We start from the raw sequence: 20,149 nt of genomic DNA on the forward strand, positions 1-20,149 counted from the left end.
ACCGGGGAGGCCACTCGTATCTGCTCAGCCCGGAAACCGTCCCGTGCTGCGCAGCGTCCACCGCCGTTCGGCGTAGGCCAGGTCGTCGCGCCACAGACGCCCGGCCGCACGGCGCATCAGCGGTCGCAGCGCGGGGGCGACGGCCCGGGCGAGGGCGAAGCCGAGCCGGTCCGACACGGCGACGGTCGCCTCGACCACGGCGGTGCGCGGACGTTCGTGGTCCAGCCCCGTCAACGGCGTCGCATGCGTCTCCACCACGGACGTGACGCCCTCACCGTCGGTGATGCGCATCACGACCGTGCGCGGCTCCGGCGCGGTGAACTCGGCCCGCACCGGGACGACCAGCCGCCCGGCCACCCGGAAGGAGACATCGACGACGAAGGCGTCGTGCTCGTCGCCCCGCGGCTCCCGCACCACCGACAGGTCGACGAACGAGTACGGGTGGAACCACGGCCCGTGCCACGGATCGAGCCGGTTGGCCACCACGTCCTGCGGTTCGCATCGCCCCACCGTCGTGAACACCGCGTCCATCGCGCTGCCCGGCGCGGGCCGTGCGGGCACCACGGGTCGTTCAGTGGGCGGCTCGCCACCCACCTCGTCCAGCCGTACCCAGACCAGCACGCCGTCGTCGTACACGGGGAACGGCTGCCAGCCGGCGAACGGAGAACCGTCCAGGACCAGGCCGTGCCAGTGGCACACCAGGGTGCCGCACACCACCCTGCTCTCGCGCAGGGGAGCGCCGAGGTGCGGGCACACGCCCGGCCCCGCGTGCAGCTCCCCGTCGTCCGAGCGCCACAACACGGCTTCCACACCACCGACCGTCCTGCCGTACGGACGCTCGCCCGCGCGCACGTCCCGGGAGGCGCCGACCACGAACCAGTTGCCGGAGGGACGGGCGGACGCCCGCTTGAGCGCGTCGGCGATGAGCGCCGGTCGCGCCTGGCACCAGGTCTGTGCCTGCGCCGCCCAGTCCGGGCCGGAACCTCGGCGCCGCAACGGCGACCAGGGCTTTCCACCCCTTCGGTCACTCATCGCCCCTCCACTCGAATGCCGGACCGCCCGCCGTCACCGCCCGCCGCCGCCCGGCGCGGTGCGCGAGCGCGCCACCGGGCACCGGCAACGCCCAGCACACCGGCCGCGGCGGTGGCCGCCCGATGCCGACCGGACACCACAGCACGACGGTGCAGCACGGTGTAATCCTGTTCGGCGATCGCATCGAGGATCCCGCCGTACAGGGTGAACGCGGCCCGGATGCAGGGGCGCACCCGCGGATCGAGCATGGCGATGCCCGGCTCCGCCGTCCGGTACACGTCCCGCGTCAGGGCCTCCGCCGCGACGAGAGCGGCGCGGATCCGGGGGTCGGGGCTCCCGGTGCGCCGGCTCCACTCCAGGAGCGGCCTGTCCACACCGTGGGCGGCGAGCAGGTCGCCGGGCAGGTAGACCCGGCCCCGGTCGAGATCCTCGCCCACGTCGCGCAGGAAGTTGGTGAGCTGGAACGCCACACCGAGCGCCGCCGCGTGCGGTGCCGCTTCTTCCCGGGCGGTGACCGTACCGAGGACCGGCAGCATCTGCAGGCCGATCACCGCCGCCGAACCATGCACGTACCCCTGCAGGTCGGCATAGGTCGGATAGTCGGTGACCGTGAGGTCGGCGCGCATCGAGGTCAGGAAGTCGGCGAAGAGCGCATGCCCGATGTCGTACCGGTCGGCGGTGTCGGCGACGGCCCGGACGACTGGTTCAGCGCCGGCACCGGTGCGCAGCCCGCTCGCGAGGTCGCTCGCCAGACGGCGCAGCAGCCGGTCGCGCTCCTCGGGCGTACGGTGCCGGTCGAGGTCGTCCACGATGTCGTCGGCCCAGCGGGCGAAGCCGTACAGGGCGTGCACGGCCGAGCGGCGTTCGAGTGGCAGCAGACGGGTGGCCAGGAAGTAGGTCTTGCCGTGGCGGGCGTGGAGCCGTCGGCACTGGGCGTAGGCGGCGCGGAGCGCGGGCTCGGTGATCCCGGCCGCGTCCAGTTCACGACGGGTCATCAGCACCTGCCGGGGCCGGAACGGACGATGAGCCTGCCGCGGCCAGGGGCGGACGTGCCCGTGCGGGCCGGGGGCCGGGGCCCCCGGTGACGCGCGCGGCGGCGAGTTTGCCGCTGATGAGTACGGTCGGTACGCCGACGCCCGGAGTGGTCCCGCATCCCGCGAGTACCGCGTTCTCCACCCCTCGTACGAGGTTGCGCGGGCGGAACGGTCCGGTCTGGGCGAAGGTGTGGGAGACGGAGAAGGGACTGCCGGCGGCATGGCCCTGCCTCGCCCAGTCGAGCGGGGTCACCAGGAGCTCCTTCTGGACGCTGTCCGCGAAGCCGTCCAGGCCCCTGCGTTCCAGTTCGCCGATCAGGCGGTCGCGGTAGCGCGGGCCGAGGTCCCGCCACGTGGCGGCCGCGGGACCGATCGTGGTGTTGGGACAGGGAGCGAGGATGTAGTGGAGGTGACGTCCCGGCGGTGCCAGGGCGGGATCGTGTGCGGTGGGGCGGGTGATCAGCAGGGACGGGTCGCTCATCAGCTCGCCCGTACGGGTCAGCTCGTCGAACGTGCGCTCCCATGCGGTGCCGAAGGAGATCGTGTGGTGGGCGAGGTGGGGCCAGGTGCGGTCGGTGCCCGCGTGCAGGACCACGGCGGACGGTGAGTGACGCGTCGGTGCCGGACGCCGGGGCCGACGTCCCAGCAGTCCGTAGGCAGCGGGCAGCTCGCACGTCAGTACCACCGCGTCGCAGGTGATCCGCTCGCCGGAGGTCAGGCGGACGGCCCGTACGCGGCCCGCCGAGCGCTCCAGCGCGCTCACTTCGGCAGTCCAGCGCAGCTCGGCACCGGCTTCCGCCGCCGCGTCGGCCATGGCGCGGGGGAGTGCGTGCATGCCGCCCCTGGGGAACCAGACGCCGGCCACGGTGTCCATGTACGCGATCACCGCATAGGCCGCGAGTGCGCGGGCCGGGGCCACACCGGCGTACAACGCCTGGAACGAGAAGACGCGGCGCAACCGGTCGTCGGAGAGGAAACGGCCGATGCGGCCGTCCAGCCGTCCGAATCCGCCCAGCGCCGCCAGCCGGACCAGATCCGGGTGCAGCAGACGGAAGGGTGAGTCGAAGTTCGTGTCGATGAAACGGCGCATCTGCGCCCGGTACAGACGCTCCAGCCACTGCCGCAGGTCGCGGTAGCCGGCCGCCTGTGCCGGTCCGGCGAAGCGCCGCACCTCCGCCTCCATCGCCTCCCCGCCGGTGTGCACGTCGAGGGACGTCCCGTCCGCGAAGCAGGCCCGGTAGGCCGGATGCAGAGCCACCAGCTCGACCCGGCGGTGGAGGCTGTCACCGACGGCGGCGAACGCCTCGTCGGCCAGATGCGGCATGGTCAGCACCGTGGGGCCGGTGTCCATCTCGTACCCGCCCAGGCGCACGCGGCCGGCCCGGCCGCCGGGACCGGCGTCCCGTTCGACGACGGTGACCCGGCGGCCCGCGCCCAGCAGGTGCAGGGCGCAGGCCAGTCCGGACAGTCCGGCACCCACCACGACGACATGGTCGGTCGGCCCCGGCACCCTCCTCACGCGACCTCCTCGGCACGGCGCGGCACCACGCCCGTCGCACGCTGGACGAGGGTGGCGAACTCGTGCCGTACGGCGGGGTGTGCGCCGGTGTGCTCGAAGTGCTCGAGACTCATGTCCGTCAACTCCGCGATCCTCGCCTGCACCAGGTCCTGGGCCCCGGTGCGCTCGAGTGCCGCCCTCACCTGCCGCACGGCGTTCTCGGACTTCGGGTCGGCGTCGGGAGTCAGCGTCGCGACGGCCCGGTGATCGTCGGCGGCGCCGGCGAGTTGGAGGGCGACGGCGAGGAGGTACGTGAGCTTGCGGGACCGCAGGTCGTCGCCGGCCGGTTTGCCGGTCAGCGCCGGGTCGCCGAAGGCGCCCAGGAGATCGTCACGCAGCTGGAAGGCCAGCCCGGCGCATCGTCCGGCGGCCCGCAGCGCGTTCAGCACGTGATCGTCGGCCCCTGCCAGCGACGCGCCCAGCGCGAGGGGACGGGCGACGGTGTACAGGGCGCTCTTCAGTGTGGCGATGGCCAGCGCCTCGTCGACACCGGACGACCGAGCCGCCTGGGCGTGCAGGTCGCGGTACTGTCCGGCGACCATCTCGGTGCGCATCGCCCGCCACTCCTCGTGCAGGCGCCGGCCGTGCGGCGTACCGAGTGCCGCCTCCGTCAGCACGTCGTCCGCCCAGGCCAGCGCCAGGTCACCGGCGAGGATGGCGGCCGATGTCCCGAAAGACTCCGCGGAGCCGTGCATGCCCGCGGCCCGGTGCCTGCGGGCGAGTTGGACGTGCATGGCCGGGGCGCCTCTGCGCTGCACGGATCCGTCCATCACGTCGTCATGCACGAGGGCACATGCCTGGAGCAGTTCGAGTGCGGCCCCCGTCCGCAGGACCGCGGTGTTGTCACCCGATCCGCCCGCAGCGCGCCAGCCGCAGTGCGTGAACGCGGTACGCAGCCGTTTGCCGCCCCGCTCGACCAGCGCGGCCAGGCGGTCGGCCAGCTCCCGGGCGAAGACGGGATCGACGGTACGGGCGTGACGCAGTCGTTCGCCGAGGACCCGCTCGACGACGGTGCCGGCAGCGTCCGTGGCGTCGGGCGCGGAGAGAGGGTCTTCGACGAGTTCGGCCGGTGAGGTTACCGTCGGCGGCAGTCCAGGCATGCACAACCCCTTCTCGCTCTTGGTCATCCGCACGTCAGTGCTCCCGCCGGTCCCCGGACCCGGATGCGCCGACAGCCGCCCGGTACGGCGCCGGCACGCGACCTCGGCACGGGCCGACTCACCCAGTGGCCCCTCGGCACGGGGTTCATGGCGGTGTGTCACCCCGTGCCTGCTCCTGTTCGCGTACTTCCGTGAGGTCGGTGAGCCTGTCGAGTTGCCGTACCGGCCGGGCGACGCGCTGGTTGCCCGCCAGCTGTTCCCGGTGCCGGTCGAGGAAGGCCCAGTAGCCGGCGGTGTACGGGCACGCGTGCTCGCCGGTCCGGTCGCCCGGCCGGTAGACGCAGGGACCGCACAGGTCGCTCATGCGGTTCACGTAGGCGCCGCCCGACGTGTAGGGCTTGGTCGTCATCCGGCCGCCGTCGGCGTACTGGGACATGCCGACGACGTTGGGGAGCATCACCCAGTCGTAGCCGTCGACGAAGCAGCGGTGGAACCAGTCCGTGACCGCGGCGGGGTCCCATCCGCGCTGCAGTGCGTGACTCCCGAGGATCATCAGCCGGGGGATGTGGTGAGTCCATCCCGTGTCGCGCACCTGGGCCAGGACGGTACGCAGGCAGTTCGCCCGGACGGCGTCCGCGTCCAGGTCGCTCCACCAGCCGGGCAGCGGGGCGGTGTGACGCAGCGCGTTGGAGTGCCGGTAGTCCTCGCCGAAGTACCAGTACAGCTGCCAGACGTACTCGCGCCAGCCGGCGATCTGCCGCACGAAGCCTTCCACGCTGTTCAGCGGCGCCCGGCCCTCGCGCCACTCCTTCTCCGCCTGCTCGACGCATTCGGCGGGGTCGAGCAGGCCGAGGTTCAGCGAGGAGGAGAGCAGGCTGTGGCTCATGACGGGATCGGTGGCGAGCATGGCGTCTTCGTAGGGTCCGAACGTGGCGAGCCGGTGTTCGACGAAGCGCCGCAGGGCCCGTCGCGCCTCCGCGCGGGTCGCGGGGAACAGGCGCGGCCCGTCCCGTCCGACGAAGGAGACATCCCCGTCGCGCTCCCACCGGTCGAGGTCGTGGCGGACCTCTTCGTCGATGTCGTCCTCGCGGGGCCGGTAAGGACGGGCGATCCGGAGACTGGTGGTGCCGCGGGGCGGGGGTTCCCGGTTGTCGTGGTCCAGGTTCCACCGGCCGGACGCGGCCCGGTCGCCGTCCATGAGCAGGTCGTGACTGCGGCGGACCCAGCGGTAGAAGTCCTCCTGCCGCAGGCGCTTCCCCCCGTGCCCGTCCGCCCACGGGACGAAGTCGGCCATCGGCACCAGGAATCCGCGCGCTGGGCCCACCGTCACCCGGGGGAGACCACGCACCAGCCGGAGGGCCGCGTGCGAGGTGGGGTGGTGGACGCTGAGCGGGCGCCCGCGCGTCGCTCGGTCCAGCCCCTGCCGGTAGGTGTCGGCGCGCAGATACGTGACACGGTCGCCGAGTTCGACCGCGCGGTGGCGCATCGCGGACAGCACGAGGTGGGCCTTCGCCCGGTGGAAACGGCGCCGCCGGAAGACGGAGCGTGCCTCGATCATGAGCAGGGGCGTGTCCGGCCCGGGCCCGTCTTCGCCCGGGGTGAGGAAGTGGGGACCGAGCTGGTCGCCGAAGAGCCAGTGCACGACGGGTGTCTCCTCAGTGGCGGCCACGGGCGTGCCTGAAGCTGCCGTCCCGTCGGCGAGGTCGATGAGCGGGGCCATGTGGTCGAGTCCGTCAGGGTGTTCCGCCGGAACCCGCCGGTGAACGCGGCCTTCGACGGGCGGCACCGGCGGGTCCTCCCCGCCGACTGCCCGAGGGACCGCGGCGCCGTGCCGCGCAGCCGCGGTGGCCGGCACGTGGTCCGCCCGGGACCGGTCGTCCGGGCGGGTTGGCTCGGTCGCCGCCGGGTGGGGGGACACCGGGGTGCACCCCGCCGCGGGTGTCACCGCGTACGCCCGCAACGTCCGACCGGTGTGCGGACCGGACACCGCACTCGATGACCGGTCTCCAGCACCTCCGGCACCAGGTGTCCGCCGCTGCGCCCGGAGGCACCGGTCACCGGACAGTGCAGCCGCGCCGCGTCCCGCCGCCCGTTCGTCGCCACGGTCCCTTTCCTCCTTGTTCGTCCCCGTATCGTACCTCTCGACCGATCATGGACCCCCCAGCGCGACCGCGCCTGTCGCGGCGAGACCGCCCAGGGCCGTGACGGGAAACCGGGAACCGCCCGGGTCCGTCGCGGACCCGGCCAGGGCACCCCGCGACGGCGGCCGGCGCACGCACCCCCACATCCAGTCCGGCCACCACGGCCGCCGCCGACACGCTGTTCAGCACAACGGCCCGCCGTCCCGGCCTCAAGGACCGCCACGCGAGGGCATACGCCCCGGTCAGCCCGCCGCAAGCCCCGGACGCCCGGGATCGTGCGGGGCGATCACCGGCCGCATCGAGCCGCCCGCGCCGGCAACACGTCGTCGTGGGCGGCGGCGCCGACGGCCCGGGGCCGGGAGAGGAAACGGGCCGGGGTTCCACCGGCTCATCGGGAGGTCCCGCCCTGCCCGCCGGACGGGTGAGCCGCATGGTGCGCGATCCGAGGGGCTCGCACGCGAAACCCCGCCGGAATGATCCAGCGGGGCTTGCGCGCGAAGCCGTCGCGCGACGGGGACCGGGTGTCGACGGCCGTCGCGTGACCGATCCTCCCTTCGTGGCACGGAGTTCGCCACGACGAGCAGGGCCGCGGGCCCCGCCCCGAGGCGCCGAGACCCGCCGAGTCCCGGCGTCGCCGTCAGCAGGCCCTGCGCCAGGCCCCCAGCTCCCACTTCTTCCGCATGGAGGACAGCCCCAGCCTGCGGGACTCGGGGCAGAAGCGGTGGGCGGGCTCGGTGTACTCGACGTGGAAGACGGCCTTGCCGGCCTCGATGAACGGTGTGAGCCGGGCGCACTCGCCGTACTGCGCGCACTGCTCGTTGACCGCGAAGTCGAAGGTGTCCACCAGTTGCGGGATCTGCGGCAGGTCGTTCTTCAGGCCCACCGCAAGACCGCGTTGGTGAGCGATGTCGGCGATCATGCGGTTGTACCTGAGCTGGTCCCGGGCGGTGAGCGGGAAGCCGGTGTCGTCGGCGTACCCCTCCACGAGGTCGGGTTCTACCGCGTCGAATCCCTTCTTCCGGCACATGTCGAACCGCCGTTCCATGATCGGCCGCAACAGGGAGATCCGCCGGATGTCGAGCCAGCGCTCGCCCTGCCAGCCGTTCGGCCCGCCCAGCACCGAGCGGGGGAAGGCATCCTTGTCGGGCCGGTAGTCCTCCCAGGAACCCACGTCGATGTAGCAGATCACCTTGCGGCCGAGGCGGTGGAGGCGGGCGACGTCCACGGAGGTGTTCTCGAAGCCGTCGATGTCGTAGACCGGCACGTCGGCCGCCGCGGCGTCGACCCTCCCGTCGAGCTGCCACTGCCAGGCCAGCCCCGGACGAGGCTGCCATCGCCCCTCACCCGGCCCGTCCGGCGTCGCGCTCCGGCCGCCTCCCGTATCGGAACAGCCCGCCAGTACGGTCGTCACCGCGACCGCCCACACGGTCAGCAGGATCGGCCACGCCCGGGCTCCGTGCCTCACCGCTCCGCTCCGGTCAGTACCGGTGTCAGCCGGGCCCACGGGTTGGGTGGTTCCCCGGTCACCGGGCCCGACACGGCGGCGCCACGCTCGTGGGCGGTGCGCACGGCCAGCGGGGCCAGCGCCTCGGGTACGCCGTACACCAGATGGCAGAACCGGTCGGGCGGATAGCGTGCCGTCCAGTCGGGTCTGCTGAAAGCCGACACGTAGGCGGACCAGGGGCCCTCGAACGTGACGACGAGATCGGCGATCCGGGCGTAGCCGGGGGCCGGGTGTACGCCCGGGTTGAGGACCACGGGCGACGCGCGCTGATGGCGTAGCGCGCGCACCAGCTTCCGGTAGGCGGGCAGCGCGTCCTCGGACGCGCTCACCCGGTCCAGGAAACAGCCCTCGGTCGCGTACCACTCCCGGTGCCGGGCGGCATCCGCGGTGACCTCCGCAGCGGGCCGGGTGCCGTAGTCGGTGTCCACGTAGCCGAGCAGCCGGGCGCCCGCCTCGCGCAGCGCGGCCGCTGCGGAGACGAAGGCGGGGTCGGGGGCGCCGCCCGGCCCGTCCGCGGGGTTGAGCACGACCGCGTAGGTGCGGTCGGCCGTCGTGATGAGCCGGTGCCAGGCGCCCGGGTCCACGGCCGGGTGGACGTACAGGGGGATCAGCAGGCTCACGTCGGCGGTTCGCCTTCCGCGCGGGGGGACGGGGGGCGGGTGCCGGCGGACCACAGCGCCGCCAGTGACTCCCGGAGCGTGTACGAGGGGCGCCAGCCGAGGGCCGTCCTGGCGGCAGAGATGTCGGAACACTGCCAGGACACCTGCTGCGAGCGTGCGGAGCCGGCGCCCTGTTCCTCGATGCGTCCGGCGAAGTGCGCGATGTCCGCGAGCGTGCGCACCAGGTGGCGTACCGGTACGGCTCCGCCGCCGCCGATGTTGAGTACGCGCGGCAGTGGCGCGGGCGCGGCCACCGCCCGCTCCACCGCCCGCGCCACGTCGCGTGCGTCGACGAAGTCCCGGTATGCCGACAGGTCACCGAGGCGGAGAACCGCGTCCGGATCCGAACCCGCCTCGCGCAACAACCGGGTGACGCGTCCGGGCAGCCCGGCGGGCGGCGCCCCGGGCCCCACCGGGTTGCCGACCCGGAGGACGAGCGCGTCCAGGGCGGAGGCCGAGACGGTGACCGTGCCGGCGAGTTTCGTGGCCCCGTAGGCGCTGAGCGGGTGGGTGGCCGCCGACTCCGACGTCGGGACCCGGCCGGTCCCCGGGCCGTACTCGGCTGCCGAACCGAGATGGACCAGCCGGGCCGAGGGACTGGCCAGGGCCATCGCCGTGCACAGGACGGCCGGACCCCGGGCGTTGGCCTCCGCCAGCGTCACCGGGTCGCCCCCGGTCGCACCGGCGCAGTTGACCACGGCGTCGGGCGCCACCGACGCCAGGGTCCCCGCGAGCCGGTCGGCGGAGTCGGTGGCGAGGTCGACGGAGACGTCGGCGGCGGGGGACCGGCCGCCGGTGAGGACCCGCGCGCCCCGGAGGGCACCGAGCCGCTCGGCGACGTGGGCCCCCAGATAGCCGGTGGAACCCAGGACGAGAATGCGCATGGGGGGCTCAGGCTCCCTTGAGAAGCAGGGACTTGCGGCTGGTGAACTCCGCGTTGGCCCGGTCGTAGTCGTCGGGACGGCCGATGTCCAGCCAGTAGCCGTCGAAGTCGTAGGCGTGCGGCGGGTTGCCGGAACTCAGCAGGTCCAGCACCAACTCGTCGAAGCCCAGCGGCAGCCCGGCGGTGTACCCGTCGAGTGTGGCCCGGGTCAGCCCGTACACCCCCATGGAAACGCGGTAGTCCATGCTCGGCTTCTCGGTGAAACCGACGACCTTGCTGGCGTCGGTGGTCAGCACCCCGAAGTCGATGTTCACCTGACGCGCGTAGGTGGCGATCGTCAGAGGTGCTTCGGAGACCTGGTGGCGGTGGAGGATGTCGGCGTAGTCGAGGTCGGTGAGGATGTCTCCGTTCATCACCAGGAAGTGGTCCGGCAGCCGCTCACGCATCGTCAGCAGCGGGCCCAGGGTTCCCAGCGGGGACTCCTCGGTGGAGTAGTCGACGGTCAGCCCCCACTGGGAGCCGTCGCCGACGTAGGCCCGGATGATCTCGCCGAGATGGCCTATGGCGATGGTGCAGCCGGTGAAGCCGGCCGAGGCGAGCTGGCGCAGGACGATCTCGAGGATGGCGTGCTGGTCGCCGATGGGCACCAACGGCTTGGGCAGGGCCGTGGTGTAGGGCCGCAGCCGGACGCCCTTGCCTCCGGCCAGAATGACTGCGTGCATGGTCTTCCCCCTTGCTCGACGTGCCGGACGTGGTCAGATGTTGTAGATGCCGGTCTTGTAGCGGGCGAGGTTGGCCGGCTCGCGGAAGAAGTCCACCGTGTGGGCGAGGCCCTCCTCCAGGGTGTGCGCCGGCCTCCAGCCGGTCGCCGTGCGCAGCCGGCCGGCGTCCGCGACCAGTCGCATCACCTCGGAGTTCGCGGGCCGCAGCCGCTGCGCGTCCTCGCGGACGTCGAGCGCGGTGTCCATCACCTTGCCGATGAGGGCGACCAGGTCGCCGACGGAGATCTCGCCGCCGGTTCCGGCGTTGAAGGTGCGGCCCACGACCAGCTCGGCGGGCGCGGAGCCGACCGCGAGGAACGCCTGCGCGGTGTCCTTGACGAAAGTGAAGTCGCGGGTGGGACGCAGGTCGCCGAGGGTGATGGTCCGCTCCCCGGCCGCGACCTGGCCGATGACGGTCGGGATGACGGCCCGCATGGACTGGCGCGGCCCGAAGGTGTTGAACGGCCGCAGCGTCACCACCGGGGTGTCGAAACTGGCGTGGTAGCTGTCGGCCAGCCGGTCCCCGCCCGCCTTCGAAGCCGCGTAGGGGGACTGGGTGTTGATGGGGTGGTCCTCGGTGATCGGCACGGTCCGCGCGGTGCCGTAGGTCTCGCTGGTGGAGGTGTGCACCAGCCGCGGTGTGCCCGCGGCCCGTACCGCCTCCAGCACGTTCAGCGTGCCGGTGACGTTGGTGTCCACGTAGCTGTGGGGCGCACGGTAGGAGTACGGGATGGCGATGAGGGCGGCCAGGTGGTAGACGCTGTCGGCCCCTTCGACGAGATGACGGACGGAGCCCGGGTCCCGGACGTCACCGAGGACGATCTCGACCTGGTCCAGGACATCGGGGGAGAGGGTCTCCAGCCAGCCGTACGAGGAGAAGGAGTTGTACTGGGCCATGGCCTTCACCCGGTGCCCCGAGGCGACGAGCGCCTCGGTGAGGTGGGAACCGATGAAGCCCTCGGCTCCGGTGACGGCGGCGAGCGGCGGAGCGGTCAAGGTGGTGTCCTCCGTGGTGGGTGGGTGGTGCCGGACCGGGGGCGGCCCGGGAGACGGATGGCGGGGTGGCGCGGGCGCGGTCGGTGAAGCGGCGTCAGCCGTGGGCGGCCGGGCGGCCCAGCTGCCGTACGGCCACCGCGGTGAGGCAGAGCACGGCGGCACCGCAGCACAGCGGCAGCGCCGCGGCGCCCGGTGGAGCGCCGGTCAGCATCACCGCGCCGGCGGACACCGCCGCGGTGAGACACAGGGCCGCGGGCGGCCAGGCGGTGCCGAACGCCTGAAGCAGCAGGGAGATCCACAGCGCGGCGGCGAGCAGCAGCAGGGTGACGGGCTCGGCGTCCACGAGCAGCGCCGCCGGCGCGAGCAGGCCGAGGTACACCAGCAGGCAGCCGGCGAGAACGGCGGCGGAACGGGCACGGAACCCGGCAAGTGTCCTCGCGGACCGCAGAGCCGCCACCGACAGTCCGCGGTAGCGGTACAGCAGCCACTCGGCCGGTCCCATGCTCAGGGTCAGCACGATCACGGCCCAGGGATGGTCCCGGCCCGCCAGGAACACCAGCGACCCGGCGGCCAGTCCGAACAGCCCGTACGGGAGGGACGGCCACAGTCCTGGACGCGTGGCACCGGGCGCGGCCGGGGCCGTGCGGGTGGCGCGCAGCACCCAGCCGGCCGCGGCGACCGCGCCGAGGAGCGACAGCAGCGGCAGCCCGGCCCGGAGCACGGTCCCGGGCTCCCACCACAGCAGCGCCGTCCCTCCGGCGGCGACCGGCGCGAGGACCGCCAGCAGTAACCGCTCACGGCTCAGTACGAGCAGTACACCGGCCGCCGCGAGGTACGCCGACTGGGTCGCGACGGCCAGTGCCGTCACGCCCGGCCCCGAGAGCGCGACTCCTGCGGCGGTCGCGGTGGCGGCGCCCAGCGGCGCCCCCTTCGCCAGGGTGCGGCCCGCCTCCAGGAGCCCGGTCGCCAGGCGCACGTAGGCCCGGTGGCCCAGTGCCTGGTTCCAGGCCCAGGAGATCAGCCCGGCCACCACCAGCGCCCGCACCGCGCCGTCAGGGGGCAGCAGCCGTCCGGCGAGCGCGTAGGCGAGGCCGGGCAGCGCGAACAGCAGTCCGCGCAAGGCGCAGCGCAGATGGTCCGGCCGCCAGGGATCGGCGGGCCGCGGCGGCTCGGGGAACGTCCGCGGTATGCGCTGGTACAGCGCCGTCGCCAGCGAGAACAGGTCCGCGTGACCGTACTTCTCCCGGATCACCTCGCCGGTGAGTCCCTCGGACTCCAGCAGCGCGGCGACCTCGTAGGGGTGGACGGCGGGCGCGATACGGTCGGCCAGTTCGGCGGCGAGCCCGTCCACCGGGTCGTCCCGCGTTCCGTGGCCGTGCACGACCAGGGCCGGCGTGTGCTGCCCGGTGACGCGCGGGGCGCGGGTGGGGGCGTCGGTGAGGCGCCGGGCCAGAGTGTCCTGCTCCGCGCCGCCCGGCTCCAGCCATATGGGTCCGCTCATCCGGCCGCGCTCCTCACCGGTGACCTGCCCGCCGTCGTCGGCGCGGGTTCCCCGGTGGCCGCGGGCGCGCCGCGGCCACCGGACAGCGACAGCTCCAGGTAGATGGAGCGGAAGGTGTCGATGGTCTGCCGGAGGGTGAACTGCTCGATCACCCTGAGCCGGGCCGCCTCGCCCATCCTCCGGCGCAGCCCGGCGTCGGCGAGCAACCTCAGTGCCGCGTCGGCCATCGCGGCCGGGTCGCGGGGCGGCACCACGAGACCGGTGTCGCCGACGGCCTCCCGGACGCCGCCCACGTCCGTGGAGACGGTCGCCCGCCCGCAGGACATGGCTTCGATCAGGGTGAAGGGGAAGCCCTCGCTGATGCTGGAGAGCATCACGATGCTGCCCGCCGCGTAGGCGTCCTTGATGTCCTCGACCCGGCCCTCGAAGGTGACCGCGTCGGCGTGGCCCAGTTCCGCGGCCAGTGCCTCGCACCGGTCCCGGTAGGCCTCCCCGCCGCGCGGCGTGCCGCCGAACAGGCGCAGCCGCGCGGCGGGCACCCGTGCCCGCACCAGGGCGAACGCGTGAATCAGGGTCTCCAGGTCCTTGATCGGGTCGACACGGCCGGCCCAGCTCAGCACGGGATCGGCCGGCTCGGGGCCCGCGGGCGGGAACGCGGCGGGGTCGACGCCGTTGTAGACCGTCCGGATCGACTCCGGCGCGGCGCCGCCGCGCTCCTCCCAGAGCCGGTTGTAGCGGTTGCCCGGCGTGATCAGGGCGGCCCGTCGGTACGTCTCCTCCGCCAGCAGCCGGAAGAAGCCCAGCACGAGTGCCTTCACCGGCCACCGGTAGGGAGCGGTCCGGTATCCGAGGTAGCGCTCTCGCAGATAGACGCCGTGCTCGGTCAGCAGCAGTGGCACACCGTGCCGTTTCAGCGCGGCGAGGCCCGGCAGGACCGCCACGCCGCCGCTGACCGCGTGCGCCACGCCCGTCTCCGGGAACGGCGCGGCCAGCGGGCGCAGCGCGTGCTCCAGCAGCGTGGTCGCGGTCACCGCGTCCTGCACGGTCGGCCGGGCCTCGCGTACCGCGAGTCCGGGCCGGTTCCACAGGGCCGTCAGTATGCCGATGGCCCGGTCCCCGCGCAGGAACGGACTGAGCCCGCCGTCCTCGGCGGCCCGTGCGAGCGCGTACAGGGACGGGCCGAAGCCGTCCTCGGCGCGAGGGTCGAGCAGCGCGGTCACGAATCGCTCGTAGGACTCGGCGAGCCGCCCGAGGTGGCGCCCGCGCGGCGCGCGCCCGTCCGGGGCGGGACCCCACATGGGCACGGAGACGATGCGGCCGACGTGGGCGGGGACGTCCCAGACGACCGGCTCGCGGCCCGTGCCGGTGACGGCGATCACGTCGAACGCGATGTCGGGCATGCTGGTGACGAGTTGGTCGCACCAGACGCTCACACCGCCGTGACTGTGCGGGTAGGTGCCTTCGGTGAGCAGGGTGACGCGTGACGCGCGGGAGTGTGGCGCGCCGTGGGGAATGGGCATCGATGTGCTCCACGGCCGGGAGGTGTGGGGTGTCGGGCCCGGAGGCGAGGGCCCGGCCCGGCCGCCGCGGCGGCGACCGGGACAGGAGGGGCGTACGCCTGTCAGCGCTCCGCGCCGTGGGGGACCTGCTCCTCCACGCCGGCCGGCACCTCGGCCCGGGGTGCGGTGTCCGTCGGTGCGGCGGGCGTCACGTCCGGTCCGGCCGCCGAGGGCGCGCCGGCGGCGGTGGGCAGGTCCAGGGTGTACGGCAGGCCGTCGGCCGGGGCCCAGCCGGAGACCGCGCCGGCGTAGGCGGTCCCGAAGCCCGTGCCGCCGTGCCGGGTGCCGGCGGGCATGGTGGCCGCGAGCTCCACTGCGCCGGGCGTCCGCACGGTCACGCTGTCGCCGATGCGGTAGGCGGAGACCTGGCCCGCGTCGAGGGCCGCCCGCCAGGCGGCCCGGCGCCGCATCTCGACGCCGATGTCCTTCATGCGGAGGTTCACCACGGGGGTCTCGTCGGTGAACAGATCGTCGTAGTGACCGAGCACACCGTTGAGCACCGGATAGGCGATGCGGTCCTCGGCGAGGTTCGACTGGTGGATGAAGTGCGGCCTGGGGTCGTTGCCGAGGACGTGCCCCAACGCGATCCGGGTTTCCAGCGGCACGATGTGCCCGGTGTAGCCGGTGGCGACGTCCAGCGGCGCGGGCAGGCAGGTGGTGGTGGCGGGGTTGTCCTCGCAGATCCCGCTGCCGCCCTGCGCGCGACTGGTGTAGATCCAGTTGTACTCGTCGACCTGTTCGGCCACGTGCCCCGCGTTGTAGAAGACGTTCATCGGGTAGCGGGAGACGGTCGTGGCGGTGCCGACCCGGCGCTGCACGGGGTCACGGGAGTTGTCCGACCCCAGCCACTCGATGCCCGTGTCGGTGAGGGCGGGACCCAGGTTGGGGTTGTCCACCGGCTGCTGGGGGTCCAGCTTCAGACCGGAGTGCTCCCCGGTGACCAGTTCCTCGCTCCGCAGCGGAAGTCCGGCCGCCACGCCCCATGCCTCGTTGGTCGCGATCTCGTCGGCGATCTCGTTCCGGCTCACCCACCGGGTGGAGCCGTCCGCGTTCGTCGCGCACTTCCACGGCACCACGCCGGTGTCCTGCACGCAGCCCAGGAAGGCGTGGGTGTAGGTGTGGTTGATCCACCGGAACCGGTTGCGGTCGGTGATCAGCTTGTCGGCGAGGGCGTCCTGGCCGCCGTTGTCCTCACGGTGGTCCAGGGTGCCGGAGGCGTTGTAGGCGAAGTCGAGGGTGAAGTCCCGGCTGTACTGCCAGGCGGACGCGTGGTCGACGTCGGCCCGGACCATGCGGATCGGGTCCGGAGTGCCCTCGCCCGGCTGGCAGTCCACGTCGCCGGGCGTGCAGTTGAGTTCGGTGTCCCAGCGGTCGTCGGCGGCGAACACGTCGTCGACGTGGACCGCGAAGTAGTTGCGCTGGGCGCCGAGGTGTATCCCGCCGGTCATCCACTCCACGATGCCCCGGGCCAGCAGCCGGTACTGCTGCTGGTACCGGTTGTAGACGAAGGTGACGACGAGTTCGCGTCGTCCGTCGTGCCGGTACTCGCCCACCAGGGAGCCCTTCGTGGACCTGCCCGGGATGGTGGCCTGGACGTACGGGACGAAGTCGGCGCCGGTGGCCGGCGTCGAGAGGTAGGCGTAGGACTCGCCCACGGTGGGGGAGTTGTCCTCGAACGGAACAGCGCCCTCCAGGTAGCCGAAGACCCCGGTCTTCCCGGCCGGCGTCACCTCGGCCTGCACCCCGTCGACGCTGCCGGCGTAGCCCGCGCCGACCGCAGCGTTGAGCCCCACCTGGGGGCGCGCGTAGGTGTAGGCGTCGACCTGCGGGATCGCGTACGTCTGCTCGTAGGCCACGAGGGCCGCCATCTCGGCGGAGCCGGTCGGGAACGGGTTGTCGTTGGGCAGGACGACGGCCTGGTACTTTGCGCGTGGCCGTCCGTCGACCGTGTCGGCGAGGAAGTCCCCGTCGATCACGGCCCGGCCGGTGTCCGTCAGGTCGACCTCGGTGTACGGCGTTCCGGCGTTCTCCAGTTCGGCGGCGATGGCGTCGGTGGACGGCCCCCCGTCGCCCACGACCAGTACGCGCAGGTCCACGCGCGGTGCCGGATCGACTGCCTGCGCCGTGGCGGCAGGCAGTCCGATGGTCGCCATCAGCGTGCCCACTAAGAGCGCGGTGGTGCGAAAGGTTCGTCTCATGCGGTGGAAACCCCTCCCCAGGGCAGGGGCGGTCGGGCTCCTGTCGGAGCCTGCCCCACCCCATGACCACGCCGTCGCCCCCCTGAGACGCCGGTCGTCAACGCATCCGTTGTGCCACACAGTGTGAGGTCTGTGTGGAGCTTTTGTGTTCTTCCTGGGGAAGTTGACGGAAAAACGTATGCGCACATCAATGCGACAACACGACCGCCGCGCGTGGTGCTTGTCCCGCCGCCGCGGGGCGGGGCCTGCCTCAGGTCCGTGTCCCGCCTACTGTCGACGGGCGAGCGGCGGGACGTGGATCGCCGGCTTCACGGAGGGGAACGTCAGGGATCCAGAGCGGAACGCCACGCAGGTGTGGAACTGGATCAAGTCACCTCGGAGGCGGCATGCCGACGGCGGCCGGGCGTGGAGCAGGGGCCGGCCGCCGTCTTCGTTCAAGGAGTCCCCCGCTCGGCGGGGTCATGTGCCGCTCGGGTCGCGGTCAGGCGCAGAGCACGCGGGTCTCGGGCGTGTAGACCGGGCCGCCGCTGAGGTTGGTGCTGTCGCTGAACTCGGCGTAGAAGTAGGAGTAGAAGCCGATGTTGCCGTTGCAGCCCGAATCGGCGGCCACCTGCAGGGTCAGGGTGACGGTACGGCTCTGGCCGGGCGGGATGGTGGCGCCGTAGTTGCCGCCGAGGTCTGTCGGCCCGGTGCCGGAACACGGGACGGCTCCGGTGTCCGTCGCCAGACTGCAGCCGGTGAAGCTGTACTTGAGGTCGGGACGCTGGGTGGTGAGCCAGGTCGGGGTGATGGTCTGGTAGATGAACCAGACGTCGTAGGTGTGGTTGTTCTTGATGGTCATCGACAGGTTCACCGCACCGCCGGGCGTGGTGGTGGCTGCGTCGGTGCTGAACGACAGCTCGGCCGGGGCCGGGCCGGCGGCATGCGCGGAGGGCGCCAGGCCCAAGAGGGCGATGGCGAGGGCGATGATCGTGGCGAGACCGAAGCGTCTCGTGCGGAGGAAGCTCATGGGCCGGGAGATTAGGTACGGTCCCGACACGCTGTCTGCACCCTGTGACAGGTCATGTACACAGTGCGGCTGGAAGTGGTCGTAACGTGAAGGTTATGTGTGCTGATCTTCACGTCGTGGAGCGAGGGGCTGTTTCCGCACGTCAACGCCCTGATGAGCCGGGAGTACGGGGAGCACTCGCGGGTCGCCTCGCCGGGAGTCGCGCCCGGTGAAGCCAATGGCCAGTTCGGTGCGGCGCGCTGGCGCCGAGCGGCGCCGCGGTCCGGGCGCGGGCGCGCATGGTCCCGGCAACCTGGGGAGATTCCGACGTCCGGGCGACGTGGACACGGCCGCCCGGCCTTGGCTCCTGAACACCCCGGGCCGCCGGAGTGACGGTGATCACGGACGTTCTTCGGGGGGTGCTGCGTAGGCTGGAGCTGTCGTCGCGGTCGGGTCCGCGAGAGCGGGCGAAGCCCTCCTCCCGTCGCCCGACGAGGCGTCGGAAAAGTCGGCCAGTGGTCAGCGCGAGTCCTGCGGAACTGAGGGACGCTGCCCGCGCACGTGACTCGTCGTAGAGTAGAAAGATAGCCCTTGACCTGCAACAACGCGGGCAGGGAGCTCATGTTCAGGAGTACCTCGATGCTGCGCACCATGTTCAAGTCCAAGATCCACCGAGCCACCGTCACCCAGGCCGACCTGCACTACGTGGGATCGGTGACCATCGACGCCGATCTGCTCGACGCCGCCGATCTGCTGCCCGGCGAGCTCGTGCACATCGTGGACATCACCAACGGCGCCCGCCTGGAGACGTATGTCATCGAGGGCGAGCGCGGGTCCGGGGTCGTCGGGATCAACGGGGCCGCCGCCCACCTCGTCCACCCCGGCGATCTGGTGATCATCATCAGCTACGCCCAGGTCGGCGACGCCGAGGCGCGGACGATGGAGCCCCGCGTCGTGCACGTGGACCGCGACAACCGCATCGTGGCGCTCGGTGCCGACCCCTCCGAGCCGGTGCCGGGCTCGGACCAGGAACGCAGCCCGCAGGCCGTCACGGTCTGACCGGCCCGGCGCGAGAAACGGGCCCGGCCGTGCTCACCCTGCTGCACACCTCACCCGTCCACGTCCCCGTCTTCGACGCCCTGCGCGACCAGGACCACCCCGGTCTCGAGCTGCGCCACGTCGTGCTGCCCGAGCTGCTGGAACGGGCCCGGCGGGACGGGGCGGCGGCGGTCGCGCCCGACGTCCGGCGCGCGCTGCGGCAGGCCGTCGCCGACGGCGCGCGTGCCGTGCTGGTCACCTGCTCCACCCTCGGCGGTGTCGCCGAGTCCGGGGCCGGCGGCGACGACGCCGGCGTGCCCGTGCTGCGCGTCGACCGTCCCATGGCCGCCGCCGCGGTCGCCCTCGGGCCGCGCGTCGTCGTCCTCGCCACCCTGGGCAGCACGCTCGGGCCGACCTGCGCCCTGGTGGAGGACGAGGCCGTACGCGCCGGTCGTCCCGTCGCGGTGCGGACGCACGTACCGGACGGAGCCTGGTCGGCCTTCGCGGCCGGTGACACCGCGCGCTGCGCGCGGCTCGTCGCCGACGTCGCCGACGGGATCGGCGACGCCGACGTGATCGTTCTCGCCCAGGCCTCCATGGCCCCGGCCGAGCAACTGGTCACCACCTCCGTGCCGGTGCTCTCCAGCCCGCGCCGGGGGCTGGCGGCCGGGGCGGGGGCGGCGCTGCGGCGGTAGCCCCGGGGCCGCCGCGCGTCATGCCTCCGTGTGACTGGCCGCGTCGCCGTCGGGTAGGCGGGGAGTAGTCCAGAGCCGCAGTCGTCCGACTGGCTGGAGGACAGGATGATGACGAACCCGTTCCCGGACCCCGTACCGCCGGCGCCCACCCCGGGCCCGGAACCGGAGGACCCGCAGCCCCGCCCCCACCCGGTGCCGGAGCCCCCGCCCCCGCCCGGCCCGGAGCCGGCACCGACCCCGGCACCACCCCCGGCACCGCCCCATCCCGGGCCCGGTCCCGGTCCTGATCCCGGCCCCGGGCCGGTCCCCGACCCGGACCCCTCGCCCATTCCGCCGGGCCCGGAACCGGTACCCAACCCGGAGCCGGGACCGCCGCTGCGTTGACCGCGACGGCCGTCCTCGAACACGGCCCGGAGACAGGGGCGGGGGGGGGGGGGGCGGGCGGGCCCCCCCCCCCCCCCCCGGGGGGCCCGCCCCCCCCGCCCCCCCCCCGCCCGACCGC

General features: G+C 73.2%; 16 protein-coding genes. 2 read left to right on the forward strand and 14 right to left on the reverse strand.

The window, feature by feature from the left end:
- Positions 1-24 precede the first annotated feature (24 nt).
- From ABZ354_RS20900 to ABZ354_RS20965, 14 genes are all read right to left on the reverse strand, one after another.
- A complete protein-coding gene (locus ABZ354_RS20900; protein WP_358658813.1) occupies positions 25-1,032 on the reverse strand; it encodes a DUF5914 domain-containing protein in 1,008 nt (335 codons plus the stop codon).
- Complete coding sequence (locus ABZ354_RS20905) at positions 1,029-2,027, reverse strand: phytoene/squalene synthase family protein (RefSeq protein WP_358658815.1); 999 nt, start codon at positions 2,025-2,027, stop codon at positions 1,029-1,031. Before ABZ354_RS20905 ends, ABZ354_RS20900 begins: the two co-directional genes overlap by 4 nt.
- The gene (gene crtI, locus ABZ354_RS20910; RefSeq protein WP_358658817.1) at positions 2,014-3,585 is read right to left on the reverse strand and encodes a phytoene desaturase family protein; all 1,572 of its coding nucleotides are present in this window, start codon (positions 3,583-3,585) and stop codon (positions 2,014-2,016) included. Before crtI ends, ABZ354_RS20905 begins: the two co-directional genes overlap by 14 nt.
- A complete protein-coding gene (locus ABZ354_RS20915; protein WP_358658819.1) occupies positions 3,582-4,724 on the reverse strand; it encodes a polyprenyl synthetase family protein in 1,143 nt (380 codons plus the stop codon). The genes crtI and ABZ354_RS20915 overlap by 4 nt, the downstream gene beginning before the upstream one ends.
- 145 nt (positions 4,725-4,869) lie before the next feature.
- Complete coding sequence (locus tag ABZ354_RS20920; protein WP_358658841.1) at positions 4,870-6,366, reverse strand: cryptochrome/photolyase family protein; 1,497 nt, start codon at positions 6,364-6,366, stop codon at positions 4,870-4,872.
- 1,136 nt (positions 6,367-7,502) lie between these two features.
- Positions 7,503-8,330: an endo alpha-1,4 polygalactosaminidase gene (locus ABZ354_RS20925; protein ID WP_358658821.1), complete on the reverse strand. Its 828-nt coding sequence runs from the start codon at positions 8,328-8,330 to the stop codon at positions 7,503-7,505.
- Positions 8,327-8,989, reverse strand: coding sequence for a spherulation-specific family 4 protein (locus tag ABZ354_RS20930; protein WP_358658823.1), 663 nt, complete (start codon positions 8,987-8,989; stop codon positions 8,327-8,329). The genes ABZ354_RS20925 and ABZ354_RS20930 overlap by 4 nt, the downstream gene beginning before the upstream one ends.
- Positions 8,986-9,912: an NAD(P)-dependent oxidoreductase gene (locus ABZ354_RS20935; RefSeq protein ID WP_358658825.1), complete on the reverse strand. Its 927-nt coding sequence runs from the start codon at positions 9,910-9,912 to the stop codon at positions 8,986-8,988. Before ABZ354_RS20935 ends, ABZ354_RS20930 begins: the two co-directional genes overlap by 4 nt.
- Before the next feature lie 7 nt (positions 9,913-9,919).
- On the reverse strand, positions 9,920-10,633 hold the full coding sequence (locus ABZ354_RS20940; RefSeq protein ID WP_358658827.1) for a sugar phosphate nucleotidyltransferase: 714 nt from the start codon (positions 10,631-10,633) through the stop codon (positions 9,920-9,922).
- A 33-nt stretch (positions 10,634-10,666) separates the two neighbouring features.
- Positions 10,667-11,668 carry a GDP-mannose 4,6-dehydratase gene (locus tag ABZ354_RS20945; protein WP_358658829.1) on the reverse strand — a complete coding sequence of 334 codons (1,002 nt, stop codon included), beginning with the start codon at positions 11,666-11,668 and terminating at the stop codon, positions 10,667-10,669.
- A gap of 94 nt (positions 11,669-11,762) precedes the next feature.
- Entirely contained in the window at positions 11,763-13,169 is a 1,407-nt protein-coding gene (locus ABZ354_RS20950) for a hypothetical protein (protein WP_358658831.1), read from the reverse strand.
- Complete coding sequence (pelF, locus tag ABZ354_RS20955; protein ID WP_358658833.1) at positions 13,166-14,689, reverse strand: GT4 family glycosyltransferase PelF; 1,524 nt, start codon at positions 14,687-14,689, stop codon at positions 13,166-13,168. The genes ABZ354_RS20950 and pelF overlap by 4 nt, the downstream gene beginning before the upstream one ends.
- Positions 14,690-14,790: 101 nt before the next feature.
- Positions 14,791-16,926 (reverse strand): hypothetical protein, encoded by a 2,136-nt coding sequence (locus ABZ354_RS20960; RefSeq protein ID WP_358658835.1) that lies wholly within the window; start codon positions 16,924-16,926, stop codon positions 14,791-14,793.
- Between the two features lie 481 nt (positions 16,927-17,407).
- Complete coding sequence (locus ABZ354_RS20965; protein WP_358658837.1) at positions 17,408-17,935, reverse strand: hypothetical protein; 528 nt, start codon at positions 17,933-17,935, stop codon at positions 17,408-17,410.
- A 618-nt stretch (positions 17,936-18,553) separates the two neighbouring features.
- Here ABZ354_RS20965 and panD point away from each other — a divergent pair.
- Positions 18,554-18,973, forward strand: coding sequence for an aspartate 1-decarboxylase (gene panD / locus ABZ354_RS20970; RefSeq protein WP_358658843.1), 420 nt, complete (start codon positions 18,554-18,556; stop codon positions 18,971-18,973).
- A gap of 29 nt (positions 18,974-19,002) precedes the next feature.
- Positions 19,003-19,647 (forward strand): aspartate/glutamate racemase family protein, encoded by a 645-nt coding sequence (locus ABZ354_RS20975; protein ID WP_358658839.1) that lies wholly within the window; start codon positions 19,003-19,005, stop codon positions 19,645-19,647.
- Positions 19,648-20,149: the final 502 nt, after the last annotated feature.

Source organism: Streptomyces sp. NPDC005925, from assembly GCF_040638805.1.
Taxonomy (GTDB): domain Bacteria; phylum Actinomycetota; class Actinomycetes; order Streptomycetales; family Streptomycetaceae; genus Streptomyces.

Excerpts from the sequence above, each read along its gene's own strand:
- ABZ354_RS20965 (WP_358658837.1), bottom strand. The coding sequence starts at position 17,935 with ATGAGCTTCCTCCGCACGAGACGCTTCGGTCTCGCCACGATCATCGCC.
- panD (WP_358658843.1), top strand. The coding sequence starts at position 18,554 with ATGCTGCGCACCATGTTCAAGTCCAAGATCCACCGAGCCACCGTCACC.
- ABZ354_RS20940 (WP_358658827.1), bottom strand. The coding sequence starts at position 10,633 with ATGCACGCAGTCATTCTGGCCGGAGGCAAGGGCGTCCGGCTGCGGCCC.
- ABZ354_RS20905 (WP_358658815.1), bottom strand. The coding sequence starts at position 2,027 with ATGACCCGTCGTGAACTGGACGCGGCCGGGATCACCGAGCCCGCGCTC.
- ABZ354_RS20950 (WP_358658831.1), bottom strand. The coding sequence starts at position 13,169 with ATGAGCGGACCCATATGGCTGGAGCCGGGCGGCGCGGAGCAGGACACT.
- pelF (WP_358658833.1), bottom strand. The coding sequence starts at position 14,689 with ATGCCCATTCCCCACGGCGCGCCACACTCCCGCGCGTCACGCGTCACC.
- ABZ354_RS20960 (WP_358658835.1), bottom strand. The coding sequence starts at position 16,926 with ATGAGACGAACCTTTCGCACCACCGCGCTCTTAGTGGGCACGCTGATG.
- ABZ354_RS20915 (WP_358658819.1), bottom strand. The coding sequence starts at position 4,724 with ATGCCTGGACTGCCGCCGACGGTAACCTCACCGGCCGAACTCGTCGAA.
- ABZ354_RS20900 (WP_358658813.1), bottom strand. The coding sequence starts at position 1,032 with ATGAGTGACCGAAGGGGTGGAAAGCCCTGGTCGCCGTTGCGGCGCCGA.
- ABZ354_RS20935 (WP_358658825.1), bottom strand. The coding sequence starts at position 9,912 with ATGCGCATTCTCGTCCTGGGTTCCACCGGCTATCTGGGGGCCCACGTC.